This window comes from Wolbachia endosymbiont (group A) of Apoderus coryli (genome assembly GCF_947251615.1).
Classification (GTDB): domain Bacteria; phylum Pseudomonadota; class Alphaproteobacteria; order Rickettsiales; family Anaplasmataceae; genus Wolbachia.
In genome coordinates this window covers 1,166,462-1,184,670 of the sequence record NZ_OX366367.1, presented here as the reverse complement: position 1 = coordinate 1,184,670, position 18,209 = coordinate 1,166,462, and the positions used below count along the sequence as shown (strand labels likewise).

Below are 18,209 nucleotides of genomic sequence, written 5' to 3'. Positions count from 1 at the left end.
CCCTCGTCATACCGCGATTCATTCGTGGTATCTCTTAGCCGTTAACAAGTAGCGGGATGACGATCGTCAGGGTGTCATCCAAGTAGCCTCTTTTTTGTCATCCCAGTGCCCAGACACTGGGATCCAGGAAAGTTTGCTTGTGGGCAAGCAAACTAGCACAGACAGTGGTTACAACATTTTCGATGAGATTATATGGAAAACTGGATCCCAGTGTCAAGCACTGGGATGACAAGGTTATCGTCATGCCGCCGCGAACCGTCATACCGCGATTCATTCGCGGTATCTCATCCGCTAACAAGTAGCGGGATGACGAGATGCCACCGCGAACCGTCATAACGCCGCGGCGCTAACACGTAGCGGGATACTTAACCATCATCTACACCGTCATACCGCCGCGGTATCTCTTAGCCGCTAACAAGCAGCGGGATGACGAGTTACTATACCGCCGCAAACCGTCATACCGTCACGGTATCTCTAGATACCGGCTAACAAGCAGCGGGATGACGGTTGTCAGGGTAGCTGTCATCCCAGTGCCCCTTTTTTTGTCATCCGAGTAGCTGACACTGGTTCACTCTATAATGGCAGTGCTCCTTTCTTGTCATCCCAGCGCCTCCTTCTCCTGTCATTCCAGTGCTCCTTTTTTTGTCATCCGAGTAGCCCCTTTTTTGTCATCCCAGTGCCCAGACACTGGGATCCAGGAAACTTAACTCTACACCAAGTAAATGTACAATAAGAACTAGATTCCAGCGTCACGCGCTGGAATGACATCATAGGGGCACTGGGCATAAGTGTTGAAAGTAACACAAAAAAGACATAAAGAACTATTATTGCAAGAAAAAGGAGGCAATAATGGATCAAATAGAAAGAGTACTAAATTTAATAAAAGATGAGGATTTAGAAAGGCTAGGAAAATTAAGTGAAGTAGATAAATGTAATACTAAATTGTTGGGCAAGATTATATTTAAAGGTCTAATGAAGTTAATATTAATGGGGCAAAAAACAAGCCTAAGAGCGCTAGAAATGGTAATAAACAGGTGTATAATGGATAAGAATAGCGATAAAAGTACAGTAACATACAGTGGTTTGTCAAAAAGGTTAAAAGTTATAAATCCAGAATATTTTAAGGGAGTATATATTGATTTGATGAGCAAGATTAAAAAGCTATTACCCCAAAAAACATCAAATAACTTACATAAGTTTGATTCGACGATCATAAATTTATCGGGATATCTCATAAAAGATGGGCTAAAAATAGGCGGTAAAAGTAACGACAGTCAAGTTAAAGTGAGTGTAGGATTAAAGGATCAATTGCCGACAAGTATAAGATTTTGTAAAGGACAAGAAGAAAGTAGTGAAGATATAGCATTAGTGAGAGCAATTAATGAAGCTAAAGTTGAAAAAGAGGATATTTTATTATTTGATAGAGGAATCAGAAAAGTTGGAACTTTTGCCGAATTTGATGAAAAGGAGTACAAATTTATCACAAGAGTTAAAGTAGGAAGAAAACATGATGTTATAAGCAGGAACAAAGTTATAAGAGAACAAAAATCGGATGGATCAGAGATTTTAGAAGATATAATAGTTAATCTTTATCGTGCACGAGGTAAAGTGGCAATGATCTACGGCTAATAAAAATCAGAAATAAAATTGGAGATGAAATATGGTTTTTGACAAACTTGTTTGAAATGCCAGCTTATGAAGTAACAGAGCTATATAGGCGCAGATGGGATATAGAAGTGTTCTTTAAATTTATAAAGCAAAATCTTGGATATAAGCACTTTTTAAGCCATACTATGAATGGCATGAAGGTGTATATTTACATGATCTGCTTTGTTATTTCTTGTTTATAAAATCAAAAATAATCTACATGGGTTCAAAATAGCATTACTGCAATTCACATTGGATCTAAATGACTCTTTTATACGTTCGATTGTTTTACTGTCGGGAGGTAATTTACATGCCGTTGATCATCTCATATCACGTTATTTTTGATACTTTCAACACTTATGGCCAGCGCCCCTATGATGTCATCCCAGTCTGGGATCCAGGAAACTTAATTGCAAGTAATGCATTGGGTTTGGTGAGTATGGGTTTTGCGTTATAGAATGAAACACTTTTGGTGAATTTGTAAAGAAAACTGGATCCCAGACGGCTTTGTTGCATAGCACCTTAAGCAGTGATGGTTTACGACAAATTTATGTAATGATTTCAAATTTAGCCATACCAATATCAGTGAATTTGTTGAGCAAATAGCACTTAATTAGTAATTCTTTTTCACGATTTACTTCAGATTTATTCCTAAAGCTAAATCCAAATACTTGCTTCAACCTTGAGAAAAATCCTTCTATGTAAGATCTCTTTCCATAAATTGCTTCCTTTTTCCACTCTTTTACACCATCTTGTCCATATAATTTTATTAACCTAATAGCAGCATTTCTGTCAGACATATAATCTATTTTTGAATGTTCTGCTGCATCCTTTTTTGGTAGAACTTTTGTCTTTATATCGTATTTCTTACACAATTTATAAAGTTTGTGCCTATCGTATGCCCTATCTGCATATAATGCTTTTATTTTGTGCTGAAAATTAACTTCTTCAAGCAAATCGCAAGCTCCATAGTGGTCAGAGTAGACGCCATTACTGTATCTTGCAGCTATAGCTTTTTTACTATTCACACTTAACATAACATGTAACTTTCTTACTTGCTCGTAGCTTCGGTACTTTCTATCTGCACTGTTTTCCTTACTGTGGCCAGGAGTGTTACTGTAAATGCTGATACTTGTGCTATCTATGATAATTTCAATATTTTCCATGTTGCTTTTATCAACCCTGCAATCATTTATCTTAATATCAAGTTTTTTAAACCTTCTTGATGCTTGTGAATAGCTGATAACTGCCAAATTTTTTCCTATTTGTTGCAGATATCCTTTTATAAACCCACCGTTTGTCTTAAACCAATTCTAAAAAGATTGACAATTATATGCACCAAAATTACGACTTTATCACTGTAAATATAGTTGCCGCCCTGCATTTTTGGACTATTTTCATACCAATTTTCGATAGCTTCATCGATGTAACGAAAAATATTTCCCCTTTTTTCAAGGAATTTGTTATATTCGTTTTGGTTACTGACTTTCATTTTCTGTGGCATATTTTTTCTTCAACAGTTAAATGGTTATTTATAATGAATTTTGTCAGTAGCCACCAGATTTTTTCGGTTGCTATGCAACAAAGCCATTCCAGTGTCAAGCACTGGAATGACATCACAGGGGCACTGGAATGACACCTCTCTTGGGCTCTTTTAGCTATAAACATTAAGAAATTTACCAAATGAAAAAAAAGGCAAAAGAAGCCCTAGTCATTGTCTATTTTCAGTATTGGCGTTTTTTAAAGTCTTAAACACTGCAATTTAGCTGCTTTTAAATGCAACTCACCTTAGTTTAAATGTTTAAGAAATTTACTAAGCAGAAAAAAAGGCAAAAGAAATCCCGTGTTAGCTAGTTGTCACTCTCTAATCCTGCAAATTGGCGTACTATACTGTCTTAAACGACTTATAAGCGCGTTTCAGCTTATATAGGTAAAAACCTAGAAATATTGTGAAGACATAAGGTGCACATAGTGCAAAAAATTAAAAATAAGACGCCAACTACGTTGTTTTCTTGCTGTTTAATCTGCACAGATGAAGATAACTGAATACCTTCAGTTTCATGATAAGGGGGCTGGCGGAGGGTGTCAAGCAAGTTTTTGTTTCTATTCTCTTCTATTTGCCATATTTTGAAAAAACGTTTTATTTTACTCCAAAAACGTCTGTGTGCTGCAGTAACAAACAAAGTAATGTTTGTGAGAAGCTTTATTGAAGATGAAGGAAGGTCCTTCGAAATCGGTTTTCAGGAGCAGCCACCTTAAGTGGCTCTATTTAAGAGATAGGGTCATAAGCGTTAAGGAAAAATCAGCATATAAGCTGGAAGGTGTGGATCAGAAAGACGAACGTGAGTGAACCACTGATGAACGTGTCGAAAAGGGAAGTGAACATCGAAAGGGGGAGTGAGTCGTTCTCCTCTTAAAAGCGTACAGGGAACCTGACTACTGTGTAGGCGGTGTTCGGCATAAAGGTGGCGTGAGTCTGATCTGGGCTTTGATAAGGAACTGCAGGAACCAGTCGATTTGATGCAAAGCGAGATAAGCAAGAGGCTAATCCTCAAGTTTTAGAGTAGCGATACAAATCACTGGGGCGGATTAACTCGTAGTAGTGAAGAAGTGGTTGTAATGACCATGGAGCGAAGGGGTTAAGCTAGTCGACTTTAGTAAATCATTCAACTTGTAGGAGGATGAAAGTGATTGAACGAACAAAGCCTTTTGACATACCAAAATCTCTAGTGTTTTTGGCTTATAAAAGAGTTAAAGAAAACAGAGGAGGAGCAGGTATTGATGATCTAACAATTGAAAAGTTTGATCAAGACTTAAGCAAGAACCTTTACAAGCTATGGAATAGGCTATCATCTGGTAGTTATTTTCCACCCGCAGTGAAGGCTTGTGATATAACTAAGACAGATGGAGGGACAAGGACACTTGGAATACCAACTGTCTCCGATCGTATAGCACAGGAAGTTGTAAGAAGTGTTTTAGAACCAGAGCTTGAGAAGGTATTTGATGAAGATTCATATGGTTATAGGCCAAATAAATCGGCATTAGATGCCATAGGACAAACCAGGAAGCGATGCTTCGACCAAAATTGGTTAATAGAGTTTGATATCAAGGGAATGTTTGATAACATAGACCACAATCTACTGATGAAAGCAGTCAGAAAACACACTGCAAACAAATGGGTTCTCTTATACATACAAAGATGGCTAGATGCAGATATACAGCTTGAAGATGGAACAAAGATAAAGCGTCTCAGCGGAGTACCGCAGGGAGGTGTAGTGAGTCCTATCTTAAGCAACCTATTTATGCACTATAGTTTTGATGTATGGATGAGGAGAGAATATCCAAGTATAAAGTGGGCAAGATATGCTGATGATGGTGTTATACATTGTGTAAGCAAGAACCAAGCACAACTAATTTTGAGTCAACTTGAACAGAGACTGAAGATTTGTAAATTGGAAATAAAACATACAAAGACCAAAATTATCTATTGTCAAGATGGAAAGCGGAAGGAGAATCATGAGAATGTATCATTCACATTCCTTGGGTACGAATTTCGAAAAAGACTTGTACGAAATAGAAAAGATGGTAGTTTATTTGTAAGTTTTACTCCGACTGTAAGTAAAGAAAGTTTGAAAAAGATGAGAAAAGAAATTAGAGGCTGGAAATTTGCTAGAAGAACAAACTTGGAAATAGAAGATATATCACGAATATGTAATCCAATTCTAAGGGGTTGGTTTAACTATTACGGGAAGTATCACATAACTGCGCTAGAGGACATAATAAGAATGTTTAATAGGAAACTCAGGAAGTGGTTTCAGACAAAGTATAAGAAGCTGAGTGGGCATAAAACCAAAGCAGCTAAGTTACTAGAAAGAATCGCAAAGAGTAGACCAAATCTTTTTGTACACTGGAAATTAAGTATAGGACTAGGGCAATGATTAGTGGGAGCTTTATGAGATGCGAGTGTGCGCCGTGGTACGCATTAAGAAATACTTAGCGGAGCTAAGCGGGGTTCAGAATAAATGGCCTCGAGGTGAACAACTAACTTTAACCCGAAAGGGAAGGAGGACAAGAGCATGTATGTAAAGCGAGAGTTATCTGAAGATGTGTAAGATAACGGCTTGCAACACCTGATCAATATGGTTAAAGCTAAACTGCTTGAATTCTAATCTTCAGGGGTGGGACTTCACATCCATGGGTATCGCATTTAAAACCCCATGTCTACGGTAAGCACAGATTAAACTTTCGTTTGTGTGACATTCTGGCTGTAGAACGATAAGTAGTGAACTTATTTAAGAGGATGAATGGAAAACCTAAGTTGATCTAGAACAGTTCTTAGTGACGGAACATGGGATGACCTAAGGAACGCGAGTTCTATGGTTACGGAGTCATCGTAGTAGTCGTGAAAGTAACGAATCACCGGGGAGTGTGGGAAAGCCACATACAGGGCAAAGGGTGACAGATAATTGAATGTTGAAATTGGGAGGTACGCAAGATGCGGAAAGCTGAAACAATACTTAACATTATACGTGAACGTGGACAAAGAAATTTGCCGGTTAAAAACGTATATCGCCTACTTTATCAGAGTGATCTTTACCTTCGAGCGTATGGCAAACTTTGTCGTAATAAAGGTGCTATGACAGAAGGTGTGACAACTGAAACAGTTGATGGTATGTCTTTGGAGAAAATCGATAAAATCATAGAGGATTTACGCTATGAGCGATATCGGTGGACACCAGTAAAACGTATCTATATTTTAAAGAAGAGTGGTAAACGCAGGCCGTTAGGGTTGCCAACATGGTCAAATAAGTTACTTCAAGAAGTAATCCGATTAATATTGGAAGCCTACTATGAGCCTAAATTTAGTGAATGTTCACATGGATTTCGACCAAAGCGTGGATGCCACACTGCATTAAGAGCAGTAATGCAAAAAGGCAGAGGTACAAAATGGTTTATAGAGGGAGATCTCAGTGCATGTTATGACTCAATTGATCATACTATGTTGTTGAAAATACTGAGTGAAAGCTTCCAAGATAACCGTTTTATTCAGCTAATCAATCGACTGCTAAAAGCAGGATATATGGAAAATTGGAAGTACAATAAGAGTCATAGTGGGGTACCACAAGGTTCTATTATTGGTCCAATTCTGAGTAACATATTACTCGATCGGTTAGATAAACATGTGGAGCATATACTAATACCAGCAAATAACCGAGGTAAGCGAAGAAGGACAAATCCAAAATATTTAAGGTTAACCATGCAAGTATCGATGATGAGAAAACAAGGGAACTGGGATCAAGCAAAACAACTGCGTCAATTAGTGCAGGGTATGCCATCTAAGGATTCTTGCGATCTAAATTATCGACGTCTTTGGTATGTTAGGTATGCTGATGATTTTCTGGTAGGGTTTGCAGGACCAAAGAATGAAGCTGAACAAATTAAGAATGAGATTGCTGGGTTTCTCAATGAGGAGCTCAAACTTATGCTTAATGAAGATAAAACGTTTATTACACATGCGTGTGATAGCAAAGCCAATTTTTTGGGTTATGAAATACATGTTTTGCATGCAGATGACAAACATGATCATCGGACACAACGATGTATTAACGGTAGTATTGGGTTACGTGTACCACATCATATAAAGCAGAAAAAGTGTTCTGAATATATGCGTTGTGGTAAACCGATACATTTACCTCAACGTACAATTGATACAGCTTACAGTATTGTTGCTCAGTATCAAACTGAATATCGAGGAATTGTACAATACTATAAAATGGCCTACAACCTTCACACACTAAGTTATCTGAAATATGTGATGGAAGTATCATTAGTAAAGACTTTAGCATCTAAATACAAAACAACTTGCAGGAAAATTTATAGAAAATTTGGTGCGACGATTGAAAACGATGAAGGTGAAAAACGAAAAGTCATCCAAATCAGAGTAGATCGTTTACCATCAAAGATACCATTAATTACACACTTTGGTGCTGTGTCGCTAAAATGGAATAAATGGGTAAGCATAAGTGATAACCTTATACCAATATGGAATAAGCGTAGTGAAATAGAGCAAAGACTATTGGCACAAACTTGTGAATTATGTAAATCACAAGAGCAGATTGAAGTACATCACGTACGTAAACTTGCTGATTTGCTAGGTAAACGTAATACTGAACTACCGGAATGGAAAAAGAGAATGATTGAACGACAGAGGAAAACTCTTGTTGTTTGTCATGAATGCCATAAGAAAATCCAATATGGAAAATATGATGGTGACTCCTTAAAACGTTAGATTATTGGAGAGCCACGTGATACGGAAACGATCATGCGTGGTTCGGAGAGGGGTTGTTGGAAAAGTACTTAACAAGTAACTCGCTGGCTGCCCACTCTACCTCACGTAGGGTTCTGCGAGGGGCCAGGAAGGAAGTTTTCCTGGTCTACTCTCCTTGTTTTAGGAGTCTTATGAAATGTAGCATTATCCATAACTATAGTTGTACCACGCTTTAACTGTGGCAGTAATATCTCACGCATTAAATACTTCTTTCTCCCGTGAAAGTTATTGGTGCAATGAACTTCTCATCCGCCTATTATACTTACTCTCTCTCGCTTTTTTCCAGAGCATATATTTTTTCTCCTTTTGGAGCTCGTCCATATTCTCGGTATAATCTATTATCAACTCCTGCTTCATCTATATATAAAATGCTAGAGTGGTCTATTTTTGAGATTTTATCGGTAAAGCGCTGCCTATCTTCTTGACTACGTTCTGTGACTTTTTTTTAAGGTTATTTTTAGCTGTTTTAACCTATACCAAATTGAATTTATTCCAAATCCTAGATTTTGTTTCATTTCTGCTAGCTGGGTGTTTTTTGACATATTCTTTGAGTACTTCTGGATCTATTTTTCGAATAAAACTTCCATTCTTTCCTGCCTCCAGGCTCTCACCGTTTCCTTTCTTTTTCAGCCATCTGTACAAGGTTGCAATTCCTATTTCTAGAAGATCTGCTACTTCAGATTTTGACTTCCCTCTTTCCACCAAAGAGATAGCTTTCTCCCTTAAGTCTACACTGTATGCCATTACTTACCTCATATTTCATTAATTCCATATTATACCTTTATCATTTGTTTTAGGAAATACTATAGTAGCGGAATGACGAATTTGTCGTTTTTCAAATTGTCGGTAAATCTAAGTCAGTTTAGCTATAGAATGAAACAAAGATGGTATGAATTCCTCTATGGCCATTTTGATATAGGTTTGAGAGCTCTTTTTTTGGTGATATATAACAATAGAGTCGAGCAAGCCTGAAGGGTATTTGCAGAGTGTTCAGCCAGTTTCTTTTTCTTTAAAAGATGTAGTAGAAACGTTCAAAGAAGAACCTTTGAAGTGGTTGACTAAAATAGACTATTCGCTAGACTCTGTGGACAAAATTTTAGAGAAGCCAAATGAGAGCCTACACGAAATTTAAAAAGCCCATAAAAACTTCAGAGGTTTTGTCAAAGCGAGAGAAAAGACTTTTAAGCCTCTTATGAGTAACTATTTATCACGCAGTTGATCTATGGATATAATACTACCATTTGATAATTTTTCAGTACATTTTTCACTTTTGTATTCTTTATCAGAATCGATACTGATTTTGTCAAATATTAAAACATCTCCTGAAATTTTATCACGAAACTCACTAATAGCAAAAAACGGTATAGTAATTCGCTCTTGTTTTCCTTGAAAACTCAAACTGACGCTAAATTTATCCTCAGAAACTTTTAAATCATAGAATTGATGCTGTAATATAATAAGCATTTGAGTGGGGTATGACTTTTTCAAACGATCTGGCATGGTCACACCATTAAAATATGTGAAAAATAATATTTCTAAATGAGGGATAAAACCATTACCTGATATAACATCTAAAGTCTTTTTGATAACTTGAAACTTGGCAGAATTAAGCAATTTTTTGTAATCTGTTTGCTCCATATAACTTCCACATACGTAAATTTTGGGGGAACTTCTGTTACCCGGCGTTCCCTAAACCGTGCTTATAGCAATGAAGTTATAGTGCTTAAATTAAGCAGCTATTGCAACATCGTCTTCAGCAGCAAAATTATCGTTTGCATTTAAATTATGAACTCTTAGCGGTGGTGTCTAACCGAGCAAAGCTACCATCTTTACTATGCATGTCGATCCTTATTCGCCCCCATATAAATTAAAAAACATGGTGGAGGCGCCGAGTACTGCCCTCGGGTCCAATACACCTATTACAAGGTAATTTTATTGCTATAGTACACAAAATATACATAGCTATTATATAGCAACATTAAATAAATGTCAAGATATTATGACCTTAAGTTGATTTATTGCTAAAACAAAATTAAGATTTCCAGTAAAAAATTCTGTGACCTTACCCAGAAGGTATGAATTAGGTATTGCTTGGTTGGAAGCAAGAGAAGATAATCACTTCTCAGAGTGGATAGGTGGCAGGTTGGCACTTTTTCTGAGTGTTCTTGTATAAAGTATATGAAAGAAGACCTCGTTACTCAGATTCTGCCACCGGTGAGGCTCACAAAATGTGATGACCTCGTATAGGAGTTTGGACCAACCAGTACTCTGATATATTGAAATGTGCAATTGGAGGAAAAATATGCGTCACATAGGCATTATACCAATAGTTTTACTGTTTGTTACTTGCAAGAAGGAAAATCGGAGTATATTCAAACGTTTCGCTTAAAAGACTTAAATAATTTTATCAGAAATCTTCAAGAAACAGATGAAATAGCTAACAGGCAATAGCTGTTTTTTTTATGACGCAGTGTCACCTTATGTTAAGCGCGTGGTCTCCTGGACAGTTTGAAGTTGTTCGTCGCTCTGTGAACAAAACGGACAAGCACGATGCGCGAGCTATTGCTTTTTTTCTAAGCAAAGGTATGTTGCCTGAAGCAAAGCAAACAATGCAAGCAGTTAGCTTCTCTTCTTCAAACAAGAGACCAGTTACGGGTATCTTTAATCAATAAAATGCATGGTCTTTTTAATTACCATGGGATAAAAATTAAAAAGGAAGCACTTACAACTAAGGTGGGTGCTATTGGAAAGTATACTTGGGATCCTTTAGAAAAGGTTGAAATTGAAGTAATTAGCTATCATTTGGAAGCTATTCGGGAAAGTCTTAAAAAACTTGAGAAGGAAATTATAGCTTTTGCCGAACAGCTTCCTGAACCTTATCAGCATAAAAGGAATTGGCCCAATTTCTGCAGCTGTTTTTATTGCAACAATTGGAGACATTAATGATTTTCATAGGCCTGAGAAACTTACTGCATATTTTGGAATTGTGCCACAAATCTAATCAACAGTGCACGATCGGAACAAACGTGATATTCTTTAGTGCAGTGTACTTGGGTTGCTATACGCTTATCTGAACAGCTTATGTAAAAAAAAAGCGTGGTTCTGCTAAGGCTATTATTGCTACTGCCAGGAAATTTCTTACAACTATTTTCTATACTCTTAAAAATGACTGGGTTTTTAAAGATTTCACAAAATTTGAATTTTTTATTGGACAACAATCATAGGAGAAAAAGTGAAGAGAAAGTTAAGAAAATTTTTTACAAAAAGAACGATGAATCAAAATGTTCAGGAATGCAATAGTGAATAGTAGAATGACGTCGTTGTTTGTTATAAAAAATTTCTATGTATTCAAATATGGCAGTTCTAGTTTGTTGAGCGAGAAGTATCAATAAGCAGCTCCCTTTTTAGTGAGCTTTTCTGCAACAATAACAACAACCTTTATGACTCATGCTAGATACAATATTCTTTATACCCAGTAGATATTGATAATTCTTTGAAGTATATTGTGAGCCTTGATCGCTATGTAACAGTAGATTTTCAGGGGGTTTGCGTTTGTTAACAGCCATAAGCAAAGAATTCACAATTAATTATTGTATTACTCATTAACTACCATGCGTGAGAATTATTGCTGCCAACAGCCTCCCTTGGTTTTTATGTAAGTAATCCCACACTTTATTTGGCTGATCAGTAGTGAATTTTTGATCCAATATGTTCGGAGCTATAACTCTATTGTCTGTTTGCCGTTTTTTAACCTTAAACCTTCGTCTAAGTTGGGCTTGAATACCATTTTCCTGCATAACACTTTGCACTGTTTTGATGTTATAATTTTTGCCTAAAGCTTTTATGTATTTTAGACGCTAACTATGGATTAGAAAAATAGTAAGAGAGGAGGGAAAAAGAGGGTAAACTCCAGTATTTTAGCGATAATATGAGGTTACCCAATGAATAAGAATATAACACTGTTTTGTAGATGATTATTGTAAAATAATAGATGAAAATTTTGCAAGCAGACTACTGCCAAGTGGCAAAAAACCTACCAGAGTGCCAGAAATAACGTATTCTGAAATTATAACAATAATTCTACTATATCAGCAATCTAGATATGAAAATTTTAAATCATTTTATCAATACTATCTAAAGTTATTACATAAGTCAGACTTTTCAACACTGCCTTCATATGATAGGTTCATTGCGTTAAAGCCGCGAGTTTTATGGTATTTAGCGATTCTGCTGCAATGGTTAAGCAAAAGAGACAGTATATCGATTCAACACCTATCGCAACATGTTATAGGAAACGAATCTCAAAAAACAAAGTTTTTTCCGGAATTGCTGAAATAGGAAAAAGCACTTATGGTTGGTTTTATGGTTTCAAATTACATATGGTAATCAATGAAAAAGGTAAGGGGTTACTTTGACAAAAGGTAATGTTGACGATAGGAAACCAGTTCCAGACCTGACTAAAAAATTAGCGGGTTTATTATTTGGAGATAAAGGCTATATTAAAAAAGATCTATTTTTTTGATAGAAATCTCAAGCTTGTGACCAAGATAAAAAAAGGTATGAAAAATGTATTAATCTCGCTAAATGAGAAGATTTTTCTGAGAAAAAGATCTATCATTGAAACCGTCTTTGGTTACCTAAAAAACAGATTAGATATCCGCCATAGATCTCCTATTAATTTTTTAGTTCACATTTTTTCCACCCTTATTTCATATTCTTTAAAACGGAAAAAACCTCCTATTTCCAACACTTTCTTCATCAGCTAATCCATAGTTAGCGTCTTGACTACTTGGATCCAGAAAAATTGATTGTGCACTATACAACATTTTCGATCAAAAGCTGGATTCCAGTGTCAAGCACTGGAATGACACCACCTGCCACGTAAATTGCCCGCAAATTGCAATGTTCGTACAGTTATGTGTCACGCACTGGGATGACAAAAAAAGGAGCTACTCGGATGACACCACTTTTGCTTCAATATTTGCGATGCTCCTGAACAGACAATGGCGTCAACTTAAGGGAAAATATCAGTGATTGTGTGTAAAATTTCTCTCTAAATTTTTTATCATTAAATTATCCAAAGAGTGCAAGAAACAGCACTTTTGTTTCTATTTTATTTCAACAAAAAAGTTTAAAATGTGTCCTTTTTAGACGAGACGTGCAGAAAGGAAAAAATCTTATTTTACAAATTAAAAATACAATATACTCAAAAACTTTTCAGAAAATCCATAGGAGGGTTTGCTAATGAAGGCTCTTAAGTTGACGCCATTGCCTGAACAGATACCAGCAAAGAAAATAGCAAAGATAGAGAGTATCGCGGCTATAAACAAGTAAGAAAATTGCACATAATGTTGAGCAAACAAGTCATAGCTACAAAATACAGTAATGGCGTTTACTCTGATCACTATGGAGCATTGGGGAAATTTGATGTTAAATATGCTATAAAAGCACTATATGCAGATAGGGCATATGATAGAAAAAAGCTCTATAAGCTGTGTAATCAATATGGCATAAAAACGAAAATTCCTCCGAAAAACAACGCAGCAGAGCATCCAAAATTGGATTATATGCTTGATAGAAATGCCGCTATTCAGTTAATGAAATTACATGGTGAGAATGGTATAAAAAGATGGAAAGAAGAAGTAAATTACGGAAAAAGATCGTATATTGAAGAATTTTTCTCAAGGTTGAAGCGAATATTTGGGTTTAGTTTTAAGAATAAATCTGAGACAAATAGAGAGAAGGAACTACTTATTAAATGCTACTTAATGAACAAATTTACTGCAATTGGTATGCCTAAATTTGAAATAGTCGCATAAAATTATTTACTCTGGAAAAAACTTACGTTGCTATGCAACAAAGCCATCCCAGTGTCGGCTACTTTCATGACACCACTTACTACGCAAATTACCTGCAAATTGCAATGTTCGTACAGCTGTGTGTCAAGCACTGGGGTGACATCTTACTGGTGGACTCAAATTGCAATGTTTGTACAGTTGTGGGTTTAGGCTACCTATAAATTCTAAACTGTTGTTACGTATTAGGACCACCAACCCAGGACCCAAAGTCAGTTTAGCTATATCAGAAAACAGGTTATGTGGAAATCTTAAAATACTTCTTGTTCGCCAAGCAAAATAAATACATTCCTATAAACAAGCAGATGCTCAATACTGACACATAAGAAAACTTAAAAATTAAATCTCTAATATATATTGATAAGCATTTACCTGCAGAAAATTTGTATAGTAATCCAACACATACAACGGCACTATCAACAACTGATGCTATAATTAAAGTAATGAAATTTGCCATATGAAAATTCAACTTGGACTTCAATTTTTCAAAAATAATTATGCTTGAGAGAAGAGAGACTAAAATTGCAGTATATGAAATCAATATCATCAAATTAAAACTTTGCCATTTAAAAACACAACATAGCGCTGTACACACTATTAAGTTGTATGTAGCTTTGCTTCTGCCATAAAATTCAACCATTGAATTTACAACTAAAGCAGCTCCCACAAATAAGGCAGCACATACCATCAATTTATTTGAAGTGTTGAGTAAAGAAAGACTGATAAGCAAGAGTATCGATAAAATAGACATAATTACCTACCCAAAATTAATAACATACATTCATTCTAAATAAACATTACATATAGTAAAAGAGTTATTTAGCATAATAAGAAAAATATTTTAAACTGACATGCTATAGCTAAGGTTTCCCTACATCATACCACCGCGGTATCTCTAGATCCCGCTAACAAGCAGCGGGATGACGAGTTTGTCGTTTATCAAATCGTCTGTAAACCTAAGTCACTTTAGCTATATAATAACTATTTCCCAAATCTTTCAGATCTACTTTTAAAACATCCTTTATGTTTAGCACCTTTTTCTCTGTTACTTTGCCAATACATGAATAAACCGCACCTTTAAACAATTCTTCAAACCTCTTCTGGCTTTGTGGTGCAATAGTAACCAAAATTCTACTTTGCGATTCAGAAAACATTATTATCTTGTTTATTATGTCTGTATTTTGTATTTTTCCTATTGGCACTAGTGAAAGATCGATTTCAGCACCAAGGTCTCCTGCAATTAGCGATTTTGCCAGAGCAATAATTAATCCGCCCAAGTTTGGTGCAATTGCAGAGGCAATTATGCCATCTTTTATTGCCTGGTTGTAACATTCATACAACTTTCTAGCACTTTGTGCATCAACTTTTGGTACGTTGTCATTACCTATTCCACTATATAACTGATATTCAGATCTACCAAGCTCATCGTGGGTTGTACCAAGCACATATATCAAGTCCCCCGGCATTTTCACATCAAGCGATACCGCACTTTCAATATTCTCTATAACTCCAATTGCTGAGATGAGTAATGAAGGTGGTGCAGATATCATCACTTTCTCGCCATTTTCGTCATATCCCTTAAAGTCGTTAAACATACTATCTTTTCCGGATATGAATGGTGTTTTAAATGCAGTTGCAAAGTCGTAACAAGCCTCTGCAGCTCTCTTTAGTTGCCACAGCCTTTCTGGATTATAAGCATCACACCAGCAAAAATTGTCGAGCAACGCTAGATGATTTATATTTCCTCCTGCGGCTACATAGTTGCGTATCGCGGTGTCAATTGCACATGCTGCCATGTGGTAGGTGTCAATTTCTCCATAACTCGAGCCAAACCCCTGTGATTTCACAACACCTTTGTTTGAAGAAAAGATTGGCCTTGAAACAATAGCTTCACTGCACACTCTTCCCTTGCCCTGCAATGGTTTTAGCACTGACGATCCTTGAACTTCATGGTCATATTGCACCACTATGAACTCTTTGCTGCATATGTTTGGTCTGCTCAGCATTTTTTTTAATGCAAAGGTGTCATTCCAGTGCTTGACACTGGAATCCATTTCACATTCAATTCCACCGTTGGATGGGTTTTTGCATAAAATGTTTGCAGGCTCAGCCTGCTGGATCCCAGTGTCAAGCACTGGGATGACAGGGAAGAGTGTTGGGATGACAGGAGAGGGTTCCGGAATGACAGCAGGCTCCTTAGACCACGGCTTTGTCTGTAAATGCACTTTGGGATTACCATCATGCAGAAATTCAGTTTCGATGTCCATTGTTACTGTCCCTTCAGGACATTTAACAACAGCTTTACCACTCTCATTAAACTCTCCAATTATACAAACCTCCACATCATGTTTTTTCATGATTTGCTTAAACATAGGAAGATTTTCTTCTGGCACTGCTAAGGTCATTCTCTCTTGTGATTCTGATATCCATATTTCCCACGGAGCCATACCATCGTTTTTAAGGAGAACCTTGCTCAAATCAACTTCAAATCCGTCTTTTCCCATTTCACCAATAGACGATGATAGACCGCCTGCTCCATTATCCGTTATTGCGTTATAAAGATCAAGATCTCTTGCTTCCAAGGCGGCATTGGATAATTTTTTTTGTGTTATAGGGTCACCAATTTGTACGATTGTTGAAGGGCTGTTTCCCGACAATGCCTCTGAAGAAAATGTCGCACCGTGAACTCCATCTCTTCCAACTCTTCCACCAATAATTACAATCTTATCGCCGTTTTTAGGTCCTTTTATGTGTGAAGGTGCATTATTTATACTGCGCGGAATAATTCCGACACTTCCAACAAAGACCAGCGGCTTCCCACAAAATCTATCGTCAAAATATACCGACCCAAGTTGTGTTGGAATACCAGAGCAATTACCAGCAACATTAACGCCATGAATCACTTCTTTCATTATATATTTCGGCGGTAAGATCTCATCAGTGCGCTCTTTATCCCTATAAAATTTGCCTTTTGCTTCTTTGGCAAAGCAAAAGTAATAGGTATTCATTATAGGTTCCGCGCCTTTCCCGAAACCCACTATATCACGATTAACTCCAAGCACTCCGGTCATTGCTCCACCAAATGGATCAAGAGCTGAAGGGCTATTGTGAGTTTCAACTTTATCTACAATCAAGTAATCGTCATCAAAAATTATTCCCCCTGCGTTGTCGGAGAAAACTGACACGCATATGTCAGAATTTATCTCACGCGTTGCACGCTTAATATAATGAGCATATAGACCGTCTTTTATTTCATCAATAGGAGAGCAAAAAATATTGTGTTTACAATGTTCGGACCAAGTTTGTGCTAGGGACTCAAGTTCAATATCATATGGATTTCTATTAAGTTTTTTAAAGTAATCCTTTATAGCTTTCATTGCTGCCAGAGAGAGCCCTAAAGTACCATTGCCATCGATTCCATCTTTGCTGATCTTTTCAAGCTCTTGGTCACTTACATTGAGGTCAACAGACTTAGCCCCATTACTACTTGATGTCATCCCAGTACTCTCTTTTGTCATCCCAGCCCCTTCTTTTGTCATTCCAATGCTTGACACTGGAATCCAGTTTTCATTATACAATTGCTTGAAGTTTCCTGGATCCCAGTGTCTGGGCACTGGGATGACATCCTTTGGATTGAGGTCAACAGACTTAGCCCCATTACTACCTGATGTCATCCCAGCTCTCTCTCCTGTCATCCCAGTGCTTGACACTGGGATCCATTCTTTTTTTTCCTGGTCACGCGCTGGAATGACACCGGTGTGGGTATCTCCAGCTCTCCCTTCTGTCATTCCTGTTTCCCCCTCTGTCATTCCAGTGCTTGACACTGGAATCCAGTTTTCATTATACAATTGCTTGAAATTTTCTGGATCCCAGTGTCTGGGCACTGGGATGACACCTTTTAATTTACCGTAATGCCTCCAATAGCAATTGCCGTTTTCTTTATAAACAAGCATGCAATACTCAGTGATAGGGTTGAATTCTTGTTTTATATCATCTTCAGTTGCTTGACTTAGAATCAATTTTGAACTTCTTGCTTTTATACAAACATTTTCATCAATGTAGTTCTTGTTTATTAAATATTCTCTAACAATTTGTTTCGCTGTGTTGCCTACATTGTCGGTCATGCCAGGTAAAAAGCTTATCTCCAAGCCCCACTTTGCTTGTGGCTCTATAAAATCATATTGAACTTCTTCAAGGTTTTCATTGTAGGAATAATAACGGCAATCTTGTATGACTTTATTATAAAATAGCCCGCAAATTTCTTCATATAATTTGGGTGGTAATCCTTTGCGTATGTAAATCGAGTAAACGTTGACTAACCATCTGCGGCCAACTTGCTCACATTTATTTAAAACTTCTATTCTAATGTTTGTCATATA

18 protein-coding genes, 1 other RNA gene and 5 pseudogenes are annotated in these 18,209 nt (G+C 36.8%); 13 read left to right on the top strand and 11 right to left on the bottom strand.

The genetic code is table 11. The features are described 5' to 3' along the window. Positions 1–94: 94 nt before the first annotated feature. From OPR43_RS06105 to OPR43_RS08260, 5 genes are all read left to right on the top strand, one after another. Positions 95–229, top strand: a complete 135-nt coding sequence (locus OPR43_RS06105) for a hypothetical protein (RefSeq protein ID WP_265034543.1) — start codon at positions 95–97, stop codon at positions 227–229. Beyond that, complete coding sequence (locus tag OPR43_RS06100) at positions 193–336, top strand: hypothetical protein (protein WP_265034542.1); 144 nt, start codon at positions 193–195, stop codon at positions 334–336. Before OPR43_RS06105 ends, OPR43_RS06100 begins: the two co-directional genes overlap by 37 nt. A gap of 259 nt (positions 337–595) precedes the next feature. Next, positions 596–733, top strand: coding sequence for a hypothetical protein (locus OPR43_RS06095; protein WP_265034541.1), 138 nt, complete (start codon positions 596–598; stop codon positions 731–733). Positions 734–849: 116 nt separating this feature from the next. Beyond that, entirely contained in the window at positions 850–1,629 is a 780-nt protein-coding gene (locus OPR43_RS06090) for a hypothetical protein (protein ID WP_265034540.1), read from the top strand. Positions 1,630–1,685: 56 nt separating this feature from the next. Then, positions 1,686–1,850 (top strand): transposase, encoded by a 165-nt coding sequence (locus tag OPR43_RS08260; RefSeq protein WP_353285420.1) that lies wholly within the window; start codon positions 1,686–1,688, stop codon positions 1,848–1,850. 169 nt (positions 1,851–2,019) lie between these two features. Here OPR43_RS08260 and OPR43_RS06085 read toward each other — a convergent pair whose 3' ends face one another. The 3 genes and pseudogenes from OPR43_RS06085 to OPR43_RS06070 form a co-directional block, all read right to left on the bottom strand. Beyond that, positions 2,020–2,163, bottom strand: a complete 144-nt coding sequence (locus OPR43_RS06085; RefSeq protein WP_265034539.1) for a hypothetical protein — start codon at positions 2,161–2,163, stop codon at positions 2,020–2,022. Between the two features lie 32 nt (positions 2,164–2,195). Continuing rightward, positions 2,196–3,151: pseudogene (locus OPR43_RS06080) on the bottom strand (IS5 family transposase). Further along, positions 3,136–3,315 (bottom strand): hypothetical protein, encoded by a 180-nt coding sequence (locus OPR43_RS06070; protein WP_265034536.1) that lies wholly within the window; start codon positions 3,313–3,315, stop codon positions 3,136–3,138. Before OPR43_RS06070 ends, OPR43_RS06080 begins: the two are co-directional and overlap by 16 nt. A 544-nt stretch (positions 3,316–3,859) precedes the next feature. On the opposite strand from OPR43_RS06070, the gene OPR43_RS06065 reads away from it, so the two are divergent. The 3 genes from OPR43_RS06065 (at position 3,860) to OPR43_RS06055 (ending at position 7,936) form a co-directional block, all read left to right on the top strand. Next, on the top strand, positions 3,860–3,997 hold the full coding sequence (locus OPR43_RS06065) for a hypothetical protein (protein ID WP_265034535.1): 138 nt from the start codon (positions 3,860–3,862) through the stop codon (positions 3,995–3,997). A 331-nt stretch (positions 3,998–4,328) separates the two neighbouring features. Then, a complete protein-coding gene (gene ltrA / locus OPR43_RS06060; RefSeq protein WP_265034304.1) occupies positions 4,329–5,585 on the top strand; it encodes a group II intron reverse transcriptase/maturase in 1,257 nt (418 codons plus the stop codon). Positions 5,586–6,142: 557 nt separating this feature from the next. Next, on the top strand, positions 6,143–7,936 hold the full coding sequence (locus OPR43_RS06055) for a reverse transcriptase/maturase family protein (RefSeq protein ID WP_265034303.1): 1,794 nt from the start codon (positions 6,143–6,145) through the stop codon (positions 7,934–7,936). Positions 7,937–8,037: 101 nt separating this feature from the next. Here the strand turns inward: OPR43_RS06055 and OPR43_RS06050 are convergent, their stop codons facing one another. Together OPR43_RS06050 and OPR43_RS06045 are read right to left on the bottom strand one after the other, a co-directional pair. Continuing rightward, positions 8,038–8,175 carry a hypothetical protein gene (locus tag OPR43_RS06050; protein WP_265034534.1) on the bottom strand — a complete coding sequence of 46 codons (138 nt, stop codon included), beginning with the start codon at positions 8,173–8,175 and terminating at the stop codon, positions 8,038–8,040. 271 nt (positions 8,176–8,446) lie between these two features. Then, positions 8,447–8,719: a transposase gene (locus tag OPR43_RS06045; protein ID WP_265025750.1), complete on the bottom strand. Its 273-nt coding sequence runs from the start codon at positions 8,717–8,719 to the stop codon at positions 8,447–8,449. Positions 8,720–8,791: 72 nt separating this feature from the next. On the opposite strand from OPR43_RS06045, the gene OPR43_RS06040 reads away from it, so the two are divergent. Both OPR43_RS06040 and OPR43_RS06035 read left to right on the top strand, forming a co-directional pair. Then, positions 8,792–8,947, top strand: a complete 156-nt coding sequence (locus OPR43_RS06040; RefSeq protein ID WP_265034533.1) for a hypothetical protein — start codon at positions 8,792–8,794, stop codon at positions 8,945–8,947. A 7-nt stretch (positions 8,948–8,954) separates the two neighbouring features. After that, on the top strand, positions 8,955–9,107 hold the full coding sequence (locus tag OPR43_RS06035; protein ID WP_265034532.1) for a hypothetical protein: 153 nt from the start codon (positions 8,955–8,957) through the stop codon (positions 9,105–9,107). Between the two features lie 68 nt (positions 9,108–9,175). Here OPR43_RS06035 and OPR43_RS06030 read toward each other — a convergent pair whose 3' ends face one another. Next, entirely contained in the window at positions 9,176–9,613 is a 438-nt protein-coding gene (locus tag OPR43_RS06030; protein ID WP_265025749.1) for a ClpXP protease specificity-enhancing factor SspB, read from the bottom strand. Between the two features lie 23 nt (positions 9,614–9,636). After that, positions 9,637–9,972: a transfer-messenger RNA gene (gene ssrA / locus OPR43_RS06025) on the bottom strand. 292 nt (positions 9,973–10,264) lie between these two features. Here ssrA and OPR43_RS06020 point away from each other — a divergent pair. Continuing rightward, positions 10,265–11,199 (top strand): annotated as a pseudogene (locus OPR43_RS06020) (transposase). A gap of 33 nt (positions 11,200–11,232) precedes the next feature. On the opposite strand, the pseudogene OPR43_RS08530 reads toward OPR43_RS06020, so the two are convergent. Further along, positions 11,233–11,820 (bottom strand): annotated as a pseudogene (locus OPR43_RS08530) (IS3 family transposase); the annotation flags it as partial. A 139-nt stretch (positions 11,821–11,959) separates the two neighbouring features. Between OPR43_RS08530 and OPR43_RS06010 the strand changes: the two are divergent. Together OPR43_RS06010 and OPR43_RS06005 are read left to right on the top strand one after the other, a co-directional pair. Continuing rightward, positions 11,960–12,741: pseudogene (locus OPR43_RS06010) on the top strand (IS982 family transposase). Positions 12,742–13,260: 519 nt separating this feature from the next. After that, positions 13,261–13,794: pseudogene (locus tag OPR43_RS06005) on the top strand (transposase); the annotation flags it as partial. A 2-nt stretch (positions 13,795–13,796) separates the two neighbouring features. Here the strand turns inward: OPR43_RS06005 and OPR43_RS06000 are convergent. The 3 genes from OPR43_RS06000 to OPR43_RS05990 form a co-directional block, all read right to left on the bottom strand. Further along, the gene (locus tag OPR43_RS06000) at positions 13,797–13,925 is read right to left on the bottom strand and encodes a hypothetical protein (RefSeq protein ID WP_265034529.1); all 129 of its coding nucleotides are present in this window, start codon (positions 13,923–13,925) and stop codon (positions 13,797–13,799) included. A gap of 143 nt (positions 13,926–14,068) precedes the next feature. Continuing rightward, complete coding sequence (locus tag OPR43_RS05995; protein ID WP_265034528.1) at positions 14,069–14,581, bottom strand: hypothetical protein; 513 nt, start codon at positions 14,579–14,581, stop codon at positions 14,069–14,071. Positions 14,582–14,786: 205 nt separating this feature from the next. After that, a complete protein-coding gene (locus OPR43_RS05990) occupies positions 14,787–18,206 on the bottom strand; it encodes an AIR synthase-related protein (protein WP_265034527.1) in 3,420 nt (1,139 codons plus the stop codon). Positions 18,207–18,209 lie beyond the last annotated feature (3 nt).

Coding starts and splice junctions, on each gene's coding strand:
- OPR43_RS06100 (WP_265034542.1), top strand. CDS start 193: ATGGAAAACTGGATCCCAGTGTCAAGCACTGGGATGACAAGGTTATCG.
- OPR43_RS06090 (WP_265034540.1), top strand. CDS start 850: ATGGATCAAATAGAAAGAGTACTAAATTTAATAAAAGATGAGGATTTA.
- OPR43_RS08260 (WP_353285420.1), top strand. CDS start 1,686: ATGCCAGCTTATGAAGTAACAGAGCTATATAGGCGCAGATGGGATATA.
- OPR43_RS06085 (WP_265034539.1), bottom strand. CDS start 2,163: ATGCAACAAAGCCGTCTGGGATCCAGTTTTCTTTACAAATTCACCAAA.
- OPR43_RS06070 (WP_265034536.1), bottom strand. CDS start 3,315: ATGTTTATAGCTAAAAGAGCCCAAGAGAGGTGTCATTCCAGTGCCCCT.
- OPR43_RS06065 (WP_265034535.1), top strand. CDS start 3,860: ATGAAGGAAGGTCCTTCGAAATCGGTTTTCAGGAGCAGCCACCTTAAG.
- ltrA (WP_265034304.1), top strand. CDS start 4,329: ATGAAAGTGATTGAACGAACAAAGCCTTTTGACATACCAAAATCTCTA.
- OPR43_RS06055 (WP_265034303.1), top strand. CDS start 6,143: ATGCGGAAAGCTGAAACAATACTTAACATTATACGTGAACGTGGACAA.
- OPR43_RS06050 (WP_265034534.1), bottom strand. CDS start 8,175: ATGCGTGAGATATTACTGCCACAGTTAAAGCGTGGTACAACTATAGTT.
- OPR43_RS06045 (WP_265025750.1), bottom strand. CDS start 8,719: ATGGCATACAGTGTAGACTTAAGGGAGAAAGCTATCTCTTTGGTGGAA.
- OPR43_RS06040 (WP_265034533.1), top strand. CDS start 8,792: ATGACGAATTTGTCGTTTTTCAAATTGTCGGTAAATCTAAGTCAGTTT.
- OPR43_RS06030 (WP_265025749.1), bottom strand. CDS start 9,613: ATGGAGCAAACAGATTACAAAAAATTGCTTAATTCTGCCAAGTTTCAA.
- OPR43_RS05995 (WP_265034528.1), bottom strand. CDS start 14,581: ATGTCTATTTTATCGATACTCTTGCTTATCAGTCTTTCTTTACTCAAC.
- OPR43_RS05990 (WP_265034527.1), bottom strand. CDS start 18,206: ATGACAAACATTAGAATAGAAGTTTTAAATAAATGTGAGCAAGTTGGC.